General features: G+C 39.6%; 15 protein-coding genes. All 15 read right to left on the bottom strand.

The features are described from left to right. Nucleotides 1–250: 250 nt before the first annotated feature. The gene (locus LMB57_RS03845; protein WP_229271155.1) at nucleotides 251–544 is read right to left on the bottom strand and encodes a glycine cleavage system H family protein; all 294 of its coding nucleotides are present in this window, start codon (nucleotides 542–544) and stop codon (nucleotides 251–253) included. A 12-nt stretch (nucleotides 545–556) separates the two neighbouring features. Next, on the bottom strand, nucleotides 557–1,750 hold the full coding sequence (locus tag LMB57_RS03840) for an FtsW/RodA/SpoVE family cell cycle protein (protein ID WP_229271156.1): 1,194 nt from the start codon (nucleotides 1,748–1,750) through the stop codon (nucleotides 557–559). Nucleotides 1,751–1,798: 48 nt separating this feature from the next. Continuing rightward, nucleotides 1,799–2,023 carry a DUF2969 domain-containing protein gene (locus LMB57_RS03835; protein WP_003666580.1) on the bottom strand — a complete coding sequence of 75 codons (225 nt, stop codon included), beginning with the start codon at nucleotides 2,021–2,023 and terminating at the stop codon, nucleotides 1,799–1,801. Nucleotides 2,024–2,046: 23 nt separating this feature from the next. Beyond that, nucleotides 2,047–2,283, bottom strand: coding sequence for a membrane protein insertion efficiency factor YidD (gene yidD, locus LMB57_RS03830; protein WP_011953410.1), 237 nt, complete (start codon nucleotides 2,281–2,283; stop codon nucleotides 2,047–2,049). Between the two features lie 7 nt (nucleotides 2,284–2,290). Next, nucleotides 2,291–3,283, bottom strand: coding sequence for a rod shape-determining protein (mreB, locus tag LMB57_RS03825; protein ID WP_229271157.1), 993 nt, complete (start codon nucleotides 3,281–3,283; stop codon nucleotides 2,291–2,293). A gap of 106 nt (nucleotides 3,284–3,389) precedes the next feature. Beyond that, complete coding sequence (gene murA / locus LMB57_RS03820) at nucleotides 3,390–4,706, bottom strand: UDP-N-acetylglucosamine 1-carboxyvinyltransferase (RefSeq protein ID WP_229271158.1); 1,317 nt, start codon at nucleotides 4,704–4,706, stop codon at nucleotides 3,390–3,392. Between the two features lie 18 nt (nucleotides 4,707–4,724). Beyond that, entirely contained in the window at nucleotides 4,725–4,988 is a 264-nt protein-coding gene (locus tag LMB57_RS03815) for a DUF1146 family protein (protein ID WP_152701373.1), read from the bottom strand. Between the two features lie 351 nt (nucleotides 4,989–5,339). Then, nucleotides 5,340–5,771, bottom strand: a complete 432-nt coding sequence (locus LMB57_RS03810) for a F0F1 ATP synthase subunit epsilon (protein WP_229271159.1) — start codon at nucleotides 5,769–5,771, stop codon at nucleotides 5,340–5,342. A gap of 11 nt (nucleotides 5,772–5,782) precedes the next feature. Further along, nucleotides 5,783–7,210: a F0F1 ATP synthase subunit beta gene (gene atpD / locus LMB57_RS03805; protein ID WP_182586004.1), complete on the bottom strand. Its 1,428-nt coding sequence runs from the start codon at nucleotides 7,208–7,210 to the stop codon at nucleotides 5,783–5,785. Nucleotides 7,211–7,236: 26 nt separating this feature from the next. Next, nucleotides 7,237–8,181, bottom strand: a complete 945-nt coding sequence (locus LMB57_RS03800) for a F0F1 ATP synthase subunit gamma (protein ID WP_229271160.1) — start codon at nucleotides 8,179–8,181, stop codon at nucleotides 7,237–7,239. A 35-nt stretch (nucleotides 8,182–8,216) separates the two neighbouring features. Further along, nucleotides 8,217–9,746: a F0F1 ATP synthase subunit alpha gene (atpA, locus tag LMB57_RS03795; RefSeq protein WP_229271161.1), complete on the bottom strand. Its 1,530-nt coding sequence runs from the start codon at nucleotides 9,744–9,746 to the stop codon at nucleotides 8,217–8,219. 31 nt (nucleotides 9,747–9,777) lie between these two features. Next, nucleotides 9,778–10,320, bottom strand: coding sequence for an ATP synthase F1 subunit delta (gene atpH / locus LMB57_RS03790; RefSeq protein ID WP_003666566.1), 543 nt, complete (start codon nucleotides 10,318–10,320; stop codon nucleotides 9,778–9,780). Continuing rightward, the gene (gene atpF, locus LMB57_RS03785) at nucleotides 10,310–10,828 is read right to left on the bottom strand and encodes a F0F1 ATP synthase subunit B (protein ID WP_003666564.1); all 519 of its coding nucleotides are present in this window, start codon (nucleotides 10,826–10,828) and stop codon (nucleotides 10,310–10,312) included. Before atpF ends, atpH begins: the two co-directional genes overlap by 11 nt. A 42-nt stretch (nucleotides 10,829–10,870) precedes the next feature. Then, nucleotides 10,871–11,089, bottom strand: coding sequence for a F0F1 ATP synthase subunit C (gene atpE, locus LMB57_RS03780; protein ID WP_003666561.1), 219 nt, complete (start codon nucleotides 11,087–11,089; stop codon nucleotides 10,871–10,873). A 24-nt stretch (nucleotides 11,090–11,113) separates the two neighbouring features. Further along, nucleotides 11,114–11,821, bottom strand: a complete 708-nt coding sequence (atpB, locus tag LMB57_RS03775; protein WP_003666558.1) for a F0F1 ATP synthase subunit A — start codon at nucleotides 11,819–11,821, stop codon at nucleotides 11,114–11,116. Nucleotides 11,822–11,878 lie beyond the last annotated feature (57 nt).

Raw genomic sequence — 11,878 nt, 5'->3', positions numbered from 1 at the left:
TTTTGCTAATCAAAAATTTTTCTTTTTAAGAATTGATTGTATTTTTTCATAAAAAAAAATACCCCCTACATTTTCGTAGGAAGTATTTTTAGTCAACCATACCAGTTGACAGATACCCATAAAAAGCAAATACGCAGTACAACAATGGCCTCTAACGTCCGGCAAAACCGGACGTTAGAGGCCTATTGTTGCTTGCGGGGGCTCGAAAACGAAGTCACAAGTGACTTCTGTCTCGCTCCCTCCTATTTTTTTATTTAATTTCAACAATCCAATTTTTTTTCATATCGCTCGAACTTAAGCCAGTCGGATCATCAATAATAGCTTCATTTATTTTGGTAATCTTACCATCAATGGGGCTATCCACATCGGTAACAGCTTTTTCTGCTTCAACCGCAATAAATTTGTCAGCTTGTTTCAAGGTTGTCCCTACTGCCGGTACATCGATGAAACTTACTTCTCCTAACTCATCACGGCCTTCATCGTTTAAACCGATACGCTTAGTACCATCTGCTTGTTCTTTTACCCAAAAATAATCTTTTGCCATTTTATGACCTCGCTATCTAAATTCACGATTACTACTAAACATATAAGAATGATGGTGGTAACGCATCGACATCACCATTCCAATCCCAATCAGGTTACCAATTAACGAGGATCCCCCAGCACTAATAAATGGCAACGGAATACCTGTTAATGGTAATAGACCAATATTCATTCCAATATTTTCAAAAACATGGAATAAAATCATCATGATAACTCCCGTTGAAATATAAGCATAAAATTCGTTCTTGGTATCGAATGTTACTCGAATCATTAAGTAGATCAGTAACAAGTAAATGAGGATTAATAAAACTCCGCCAATAAACCCAAAATTCTCACCAATAACGGAAAAAATCATATCTGATTCACGAACTGGTACATACACTTTTGAGTTATTAAAACCAGTCCCAGTAATACCACCAGAACCAACGGCCTTAATACTCTGCCATAACTGATACCCTTGATTAGTTGTATCCTGTTCTGGATGAAGCCAGGTATCAACCCGATCAAACTGATATGCTTGAAATCCAATATGTTCAAGTATTTGTCGTCCAACCGAACTAGTTACCATCGCTAAGGCGGAACCACCAACAACAACTAGTATCGTAACTGCTGGTGCTAAAATTCGCCAAGTTACTCCAGAAACTAAGACCATTCCACAGAAAATAGCGAAGAATACTAATCCAGTCCCAAAGTCATTTTGAAACTTAAGGGAAATCAAAATTGGTAATAGCCATAAGAACATTGTTCCAATTAATCGCCAATCTGAATCAACTGTATGCACACTATATCGATTATTATGAGTCGTAATAACACGCCCCATCATTAAAATATAAGCAGGTTTCATTATTTCTGAGGGCTGAAACGTAAATGGTCCAATTGCAAACCAACTCTTAGCCCCTGTACTAGCATAATAAGCTCGACTATAAAAGACTAAGATTGCGAACATTAGAAATACACTTAGCCAGTATACAATTGGTGCTAATTTCCATAATTGTTCAGCATCAAATTGCATAATGACAATAATAAGGATTGTTCCAACCGCATACCAAACCAACTGGGTAATAACCTGTCGTGCTACACTAGTTTGCTGCCGATCATGAACTGCCGCTACATATATTGAGGCAAGACCAATCAAGGCCAACAAAAGAACACAGAATATAATTCCCCAGTCAATCCGACTTTCTACATCATTTTGCGAACGTTGCATTACCAAACTCCTTTACAAATTATTAATCAAAGAGGATGGTTCACCAAACTAATGCTGGTGAAGATGATATTGTTGAAGGACTATTTCTAATCCCTCTTCTTGAGAACGAACATAAAATTCACTCTGGTCACTTATCAGCATTGCTTTGAAACGTTCATTATCGGTTACAACTTCACCAATCAATCGGTCTCCAATAAAAATTTGTTGAACCGGTTGATTACGACGTTCAATATCTTTAACGCTGACTTCTACTTTTTTATCTTTCTTTGACACTTTTTCACCCTTAATAACTATTATTATCCCTGACGACGAAAAGTAAAATGATTAGGTACTGGATCATAGCCACCACGAGAAAACGGCTGACAACGAAGGAGCCGCCAACTGCCGAGCAATATTCCCTTTAAGCCAAAGCGTTGAAGAGCTTCTAACATGTACTGTGAACACGAGGGGGTAAAGCGACATACGCGAAATGGTCGTTGGGCAGAAATTCCTTGTTGATACCAGCGTATAAGGTCACATAAAATCCTTACCATTTTCAAACTACTTCTTTCGTTCAGTCTTTTGCATCCGTTCTAACATTTCACCAGCACCCTTAGCAACATTGTCTAATGGGTCTTGTGAAACAACAACCGGTACTTTTAGACGAGCACTGAATAATTGATCGACACCCTTTAACAAAGAAGTACCACCAGTTAACATTATTCCTCGGTCAATAATATCACTAGCTAACTCTGGTGGAATTGTTTCTAATACATTTACAGCGGCTGAAACAATCTGTTCAAGCGTATCATGCAATGCTTCTTCAATTTCATTTTCATTAACTGTGATTTGCTTTGGCATTCCAGTAGCTACATCACGACCACGAACATCCATTGTTTCAGGATCATCAGTCCGTAATGCAGTCCCAAGTTCCATTTTAATCTTTTCGGCAGTATGTTCACCAATTACTAAGCCGTGCTTATTCTTAATGTAAGAAGCAATATCACTATTCATCTTATCACCGGCCATTCGAATTGACTGGCTTGAGACAATATCTCCTAATGAAAGAATGGCGATATCACTGGTACCACCACCCATATCAATGACCATGTTTCCACGAGGTTTAAAAATATCTAATCCAGCACCAATTGCTGCTACTTTTGGCTCGTATTCAAGGTAAACTTTACCACCACCAGATTGTTCAGCGGCTTGAATAATTGCCTTCCGTTCAATCTCAGTAATATTTGTTGGTGCGCAGATCATGATGTTTGGCTTTGACATAAACCCTTTAACGCTTAGTTTACCAATAAAGTAGGAAAGCATTTCTTGAGTAACATCAAAATCAGAAATAACACCATCCTTTAATGGACGAATGGCCCGAATGTTACTAGGAGTGCGTCCAACCATTCGGTATGCTTCTGAACCAACAGCCAATACTTTATTGGTTTTTGTATCAACCGCCACAACTGACGGTTCATTTAGAACAATACCCTTGCCTTGAACATAAATCAAAACATTGGCAGTTCCCAAATCAATTCCAATATCCTTTGCCATTAATTTCTTCTCCTTTTAGCTAGTTAAGTTTTAACGCTAAACTCGTTAATATCGTTCGTAATTATACCACAAAATAGGGATCCAGATAGACGTCGCTTACGAATCTTTAATCTTGATTTGTTTTATTCTTAGAGGGCTTTATTGCCAATTTAATTTTATCCTCGACATCAATTCGATCAATCTTGGCCCCTAATTGTTGTAACTTTTGGTGAAAATGGTAATATCCCCGATCAATATATTTTAGGTTACGAACCTGGGTAATTCCATCAGCAACTAACCCGGCCAGCACTAAAGCAGCCCCTGCTCGTAAATCAGAGGCAGCTACTTCAGCGCCACTAAAGCGCGTGGGACCGTTTAAAACCGCAACGGGACCATTAATTTGAAAATCGGCATTCATTCGTCGTAATTCTTCTAAATGCATAAAACGCTTCTCAAAGATCGTTTCGTCTAAGGTACTGGTCCCATTTGCCAAAAGCTGAAGAACGGACATTTGTGGTTGAAGATCAGTAGGGAACCCCGGATATGGAAGGGTCTTAATATTTGTGGGAATTAGAACAGAAGTCCCAAGAACACGGATTCCATCTTCTTGAACGATAACTGTCACACCCATTTCTTCCAATTTAGCAATTAGTGAGGTGTTATGCTCAGCAATTGCTCCTTCCACCACGACATCACCATTAGTAATGGCTGTCGCAATCATAAATGTTCCTGCCTCAATTCTATCTGGCATTACTGTATGTTCACAACCATGAAGGAAATTAACCCCTTGAATGCGAATAATGTCTGTTCCAGCACCATGAACACGTGCACCCATTTTATTCAGCATGTTTGCTAAATCAACAATTTCAGGTTCACTGGCGGCATTTTCAATTGTTGTAATTCCCTGCGCAAGTGTTGCTGCCATCATCAGATTTTGCGTTGCACCGACACTAGGAAAATCTAGATAAATATGATCACCAATTAAGTGTTCAGCCCGCGCTTCTAAGTATCCATCGTGTTGCTCAATAACCGCTCCTAATTGACGTAATCCCTTAAGATGTAAGTCAATTGGCCGGGATCCAATCGCACAGCCACCAGGAAGCGCAATTTGCGCATGACCTGTCCGAGCTAGTAAAGGTCCTAAGACTACCATCGATGCCCGCATCCGGCTAACATATTCTAATGGTGCTTCAGATGATACAGGGTCAGCTGCGTCAATCGTCAAAACATGCTTATTTTTATCAAAATCTACTTTTATATTTAAGAACCGTAATAACTGATTCATTGTCGTTACATCTGATAAAATGGGAACATTTGATAATTTAATGTTTCCGCTAGAAGCCAAAATAGATGCTGCTTGAATTGGTAAGACTGCATTTTTTGCTCCTTCAACTCTAACTCGACCGGTTAACCTCTGACCGCCCTTAACAACAATTTTTTCCATAAGATCCTCCAGTAAATACTATCGAATTAAATATGTCAAATTACCAATTGCACTTAGAATATTTAAGAAAAATGTCGCACATAAATATCCTAGTCCAGTTGCCATCAAAACAATAAGTAGAGGCAATGTACGTGGTGGTCGGTTAAAAAAATGCTCAAAATGTATCCCTTGAATAGCAAAAAACGCTAACCAGACAAATGCCAGTTGCACTATTATTTCTATTAGCGCTCGTAATCCTGTAATTTGCAATCGATCACCCTCTTTTAAACTAAATTTAATCATATCATATCACATGATTAAATTATTAATTCGTAAAAAAGCTTAATGATCTTTTAAATGAAAAAGAAATGAGACTAAACTTGCTTGCGAATTTTTATTCTCATCCCCGTAAAGATGGCTGGTATCTACTGCGTTTTAGCAGTTTACACTTTAAAAAAATAAAGAGGCTATTGAAAAAACGAAGTTTTTTCAATAGCCTCTTTATTTATACGAACTTTATTTAAGAGATCGTGGAAATTAACCCCAAGGCTTGGGAGTAAGTCCGAACGATAATCAGCCCGTGCCGTGCTAATCACCGTTCTATCCTCAGCCCACCGCCTTGTCAAGAATCCCACTCACTTTTGATATTATACCTTAGATATTGCGTTGCTTAGAAGCAGCATTCAAACGGTTAATTGCACGCTTAAGGTGAACTTCTGCACGTGATAAATCGCTTTGGTTATGCTTCTTCTTTGCTTCTTCGATTGCAGACTCAGAACGCTTTTTAGCTCTCTGTGCCCGCTCAACGTCAATTGTTTCAGGCATTTCAGCACTATCAGCTGCGATTGTAGCATTTTGACCATCAAATTGAATGATCCCACCGTTAACCGCTGCAACTTCATCAGTGCCTTCAGAATGTTTAATTCGAACTGTACTGATTTCAAGCGCAGCAATTAATGGTACGTGGTTAGCCATGATTCCCATTTGTCCACCAGCAGTGTTCATAACGAGCATGGTAACCTTATCATTATCATAGACGGTGCCATCTGGAGTAATAATAGTGACCTTAAAAGTATTTTCAGCCATAATTATCCCTCCTAGTCTTCTGAGCTATCTTCGTCAGTATCAGCCTTCATTTTCTTTGCCTTTTCAACAACGTCTTCAATTGGTCCAACTAACCGGAAAGCTTCTTCTGGAAGATCATCATACTTACCAGCAAGAATTTCCTTAAAGCCTTTAATTGTTTCCTTTAATGGAACATATTTACCAGGTAAACCTGTAAATTGGGAAGCAACACTAAAGCTTTGGGAAAGGAAGTTTTGAATCCGCCGGGCACGAGCAACGATTGTCTTTTCTTCGTCAGATAATTCATCCATACCTAAAATAGAGATGATATCTTGAAGTTCATGGTATCGTTGAAGAACGTGTTGAACCTGTGTAGCAACTTCATAGTGTTCTTTACCAACAATTTCTGGGGTAAGAGCAGTAGAAGTTGAAGCTAATGGGTCAACGGCTGGATAAATACCAATTTGAGTTAATCGACGTTCCAAGTTAGTAGTTGCATCCAAGTGGGCAAATGTCGTAGCTGGTGCAGGGTCGGTATAGTCATCGGCTGGAACATAAACGGCTTGAATAGACGTAATAGATCCCTTCTTAGTTGAAGTAATCCGTTCCTGTAACTGACCCATTTCAGTAGCTAATGTTGGCTGGTAACCAACGGCAGAAGGAATCCGACCCAAGAGGGCAGAAACTTCTGAACCAGCTTGTGTAAACCGGAAGATGTTATCAATAAAGAGCAAAACATCTTGTCCCTTTACATCACGGAAGTATTCCGCAATTGTTAAACCAGTTAAGGCAACCCGCATACGGGCACCAGGTGGTTCGTTCATCTGACCATAAACCATGGCCGTCTTTTCAAGAACTCCAGAGGCCTTCATTTCATAGTACATATCATTACCTTCACGGGTACGTTCACCAACCCCTGTGAAGACAGAAATACCATTATGACCTTGAGCAATGTTATGAATCAATTCCTGAATCAAAACGGTTTTACCAACACCGGCACCACCAAATAGACCAATCTTACCACCACGAACATATGGAGCTAGTAAATCAATAACCTTGATCCCAGTTTCCAAAATTTCGGTAGCATTATTTAAGTCATCATACTTTGGTGCATCACGGTGAATAGGCATCCGCTTTGCATCAGGACCAAATTTCGGTCCGTTGTCAACAGGTTCCCCTAAGACGTTAAATACTCGTCCCAGAGTATCATCACCAACTGGTACACTAATTGATGCGCCAGTGTTTTCAACTTCCATACCACGTTGAAGACCATCAGTACCGTCCATGGCAATTGTTCGAACAACACCATCACCTAATTCCAAGGCAACTTCAGTTGTTAAAGTCTTACCATCGCTTTCCTTAATCTTCAAAGCGTCATTAATTTCAGGAAGTTTTTCGTCTAAGGGAAATTCAACATCAACAACCGGTCCGATAACTTGTAAAACTTTACCAGAACTCATGTTGTTTCCTCCTACGTTAGAAAAAATTATTCTTGAGCAGTCATACCACCAGTAATTTCTGTAATTTCAGTGGTAATTGCTGCTTGCCGTGCTCGGTTATATTGCAATTCGAGAGTAGAGATAATGTCATCAGCATTATCTGTAGCTGAGCGCATTGCATTCGCACTTGAAGAGTGTTCTGATGTCTTAGCATCAAGAATCGCTCCATAAATCAAACTTTCTGCATATTGGGCAACCAATGCAGAAATGATTTCTGTATCTGACGGTTCAAATTCATACTCGGCTGAAACGTGCGCAGTACTTACATCAGAATTATTTAATTCTGTCTTTTCTTGTGCTTCATTTTCGTCATTGAGTAATGACTTTTCAGTAATCGGGAGTACATCGTGAACAATAACATTTGATGTGATCCGGTTAACGTAATGACTATAAACCATATACATTTCATCAAATACTTGGTCACTGTACATTTGAACAGCGGTTTTCACAATACTATGAACTTCACGATAGGTAGGAACATCGCTAACGCCTGAATATTCGTAAACGACATTCATTCCCCTCTTCTTAAAGAATTCTGTCCCTGTTTTACCGACCGTCAGGAATACTGTGTTGTCTTTATCAAGATTGTGCTTAGCCATCATATCTAACGTTTGCTTGATAATATTACTGTTGTAACTACCAACCAAACCTCGGTCAGACGTAATCACAAGCACCCCAGTCTTTTTAACTGCGCGCTTTTTAAACAGTGCAGCGTAAACATCATCTTGCGAAGCTGCAGATGTTGCGCTGTGAGATTTAACCAGATCAGACAACATTTGCTTAACCTTCTCAGCATATACTTCGTAGGTCTGAGTGTGGTGTTGAATTTGATTCAGTTTTGCGGTTGAAACCATTTGCATCGCCGAAGTAATCTGACGCGTACTTTTAGTGGAATCAATCTTATGTTTAACTGCAGCGAGTGAAGCTGGCACTAAATCTCACCGTCCTTTCGACTAATCATCATTAACTATTTTTCTTCAGCGACTTGCTTTTTAGTCCCTTGAAATGTTTCAGAGAACTTAGCAACAGCATTTTGCAAGTCATCGCCTTCTGGTAGCTTACCAGTCTTCTTGATGGTGTCGTAGAGGTCTTGGTGGTTAGCATGCATGTAAGCAGCCAATTCACTTTCGTAACGTTGAACATCTTCAATTTCGACTTTATCGATATAGCCACGTGAAAGAGCAAATAATGTTACAACTTGTTCTTCTACTGGGAGCGGGTCATGCAATCCCTGCTTTAAGACTTCCATAGTCCGTTGACCACGAGCCAATTTAGCCTGAGTAGCTGCATCAAGGTCGGAACCGAATTGAGCAAAGGATGCTAATTCGTTGTATGAAGCAATATCCAAACGCAAAGTACCAGCAACTTTCTTCATTGCTTTGATCTGAGCGTCACCACCAACACGAGAAACTGAAGTACCAGCATCGATAGCTGGACGTTGACCTGCATAGAATTCATCTGAATCTAAGAAGATCTGACCATCAGTAATAGAAATAACGTTAGTAGGAATATATGCAGAAACATCACCAGCTTGCGTCTGAATGATTGGTAAAGCGGTCATTGAACCACCACCAAGATCATCAGACAAACGAGCAGCACGTTCTAGCAACCGTGAGTGAGTATAGAAAATATCACCAGGGTAAGCTTCACGACCAGGAGGACGACGAAGAATTAATGAAAGTTCACGGTATGCATCCGCTTGTTTTGATAAATCATCATAAACAATAAGAACATCTTTACCGTTGAACATAAATTCTTCACCCATCGCAGCCCCTGCATATGGCGCAATGTATAACATTGGAGCAGGATTTGAAGCACTAGCTGAAACAACAATTGTGTAATCTAATGCTCCATACTTACGAAGGGTTTCAACACTAGCCCGAACAGTTGATTCCTTTTGACCAATAGCAACGTAAATACAAATTACGTCTTGGTTCTTTTGGTTAATAATAGTGTCTAACGCAATGGCAGTTTTACCTGTCTTACGGTCACCAATAATCAATTCACGCTGACCACGTCCAATTGGAACTAAGGCATCAATAACCTTAATACCAGTTTGAAGTGGTACACTAACACTCTTACGCTCCATAACACCTGGAGCTTTACGTTCAATTGGACGAGTTTTGTCTGTCTTAATCTCACCAAGACCGTCAATTGGACGACCTAATGAGTCAACAACCCGTCCTAATAATGCATCGCCAACGGGTACTTCCATGATTCGACCCGTCCGCTTAACGGTGTCTCCTTCACGAATGCCTGTGTAATCCCCTAAAATAACAATACCTACATCATTACTTTCGAGGTTTTGAGCCATTCCGTAGACCCCGTTACTAAATTCGAGCAACTCACCAGCCATAGCATTATCTAAGCCATCGGCACGAGCAACCCCATCACCAACATAGGTAACAGTACCGGTTTCTTCGACAGATACTTTGTCTTGGTAGTTGGCGAGTTGTTTTTTGATGAGTGAACTGATTTCCTCAGTTTTAATGCTCATAAAGGTCTCACCTCTTTGAAAAAAGATATATTTATCTAACTAGTAAACGACGAATTTGCTTAATCTTTGAGCTGAGACTACCATCTAATGTTTTATTATCAACATGGACAATAACCCCACCTAAAATTTCTGGATCAACATGTTCTGTTAAGGTAACTTCATTAGCACCAAAACGTTTTGCAAGATTAGCCTTCAGTTGATCCTCTTGTTGTTTATCGAGTTGGATCGCTGTGGTAACGTCAGCATGCATCCGCTTCATTTTACGGTCATACCGCCGTTCAAACTCATCAATAATTGCGACCATGCAGTCAATACGGCCGTAATCGAAAACCATTTGAATTAAGTTAGCAACATACTTTGAAGCACCTTGCTGTAAATCTTTAATCAATGATTTCTTTTCATCAAGTGACAGTTGAACTCCCGCAAGTGCGGCGTCCAATCCCTCGTTGTCCTCAAAGACTTGGCGTAAAGCAATCAATTCTTGATAAGTTTGATCGAGTTCGTTATCAGCATCGACCAATTCAAACAGCGCTTTCGCATAGCGATCAGCAACTGTCTTCTTATCAAGACTCATGTTCTACCAACCCTTCGATATAAGAATCGATCAATTCTTTTTGATCGTCTGCCTTTAATTCTTTTTGGATGAGTTTGGAAGCAATCTCAATAGATAAGTTTGCAACGTCATCCTTAGCACTGTTTAATGCATCGCGACGTGCTTGCTCAGCATCTTTTTGTGCTTGTTGCTTGAGAGCTTGGGCATCTTTTTGCGCTGTTTCAACAATCTGTGCTCGTTGAGTTTCCCCAGACTTTTTAGCATTACTTACAATCTCAGCAGCTTCTTGCCGTGAGCTTTGTAACTCAGCTTGTCGCTTTGCAGCCATCTTTTCAGCACTTTCACGTGAACGAGCAGCATTATCAATGTCATTAGCAATCTTATCTGCACGTTTCTTCATCATATCTGTTACTGGTTTCCAAGCAAAATGCTTAACTAATAGCATTAAGATGATAAAAGTAACGATGTAGAATACCAAGTCACCAATGTATAAACTGTTTGATTCAGCTAACACACTGTTTACAAACATCTATTGACACCTCCTTATCTTAAAATAAAAAACTTAAAATAATTACTTGTTCATAACAAGGAAGCCAATAACGATGGCAATAATAGGCATGGCTTCAATCAAACCAACACCAATAAACATCGTTGCTTGTAATCTACTTTGTAATTCTGGTTGACGTGCGATACTGTCAACTGTGTGTCCGATTAAGATACCGTCACCGATACCACCACCGATAGCGGCACCCATAGCCGCGAGTCCTGCAGCAATTGCTCCTAATGCCATTTTAAAATTCCTCCTTAGGGATTATTATTCGGAAATCTTCCGAGAAATATAAACCGTCGTTAATGTTACAAAGACATATGCCTGAATCGAACCGATAAATACGGAGAACCCTTGCCATGCTAGTTCCAAAAATAGTCCTGGAATAATGGTTAGGATTCCATGTGAGAATGCCATATTAGCAATCAAACTCATTAAAAGTTCACCGGCAAAAATGTTACCAAAAATACGGAGACCAAGAGTTAAGAAGTTAGCAAAGTCTTCGATAATGTTAACAGGAAGCATTAACGTAAATGGTTTAGTGTATCCTTTCAGGTATCCACCAAGGCCATTATGTGCTACTCCAGCAGCGAATGCTAATACCATTACCATTAAAGAAAGTGTTAACGTAACAACTGGATCTGCCGTTGGACTTCTAAGTACTTCAGCTCCGTTCCAATGGAATTGGAAAATTAAACCGAATTGGTTTGCAAAGAAGATGAAAACAAACAAAACAAAGGCAAAGAAACTATAGTGACCTTGTTCGGATGCTGGCATCTGACTTCGCACAATTCCATTAGTGAAATCAACTAGCCACTCAAATACATTTTGTGCACCAGTAGGCTTCATTTGGATCTTTCGTGACATCCCGTAAAGAGTGAAGAACACGATTGCGTAGATAATCAGTCCAGAAACAATGTTCGTAGTATTGAACGTGAGTCCGAAAAGCTTAAAAGTTAAAGCATCACCGCCCATTCATATTCCACCTCTTTCCTTATAACAATAATTTGGCTTGTAAATTGGATGAACGTT

The organism is Limosilactobacillus secundus, from assembly GCF_020784695.1.
In the GTDB taxonomy this organism is placed as follows: Bacteria; Bacillota; Bacilli; order Lactobacillales; family Lactobacillaceae; genus Limosilactobacillus; species Limosilactobacillus reuteri_F.
This window is presented reverse-complemented; position numbering and strand designations above follow the sequence as displayed.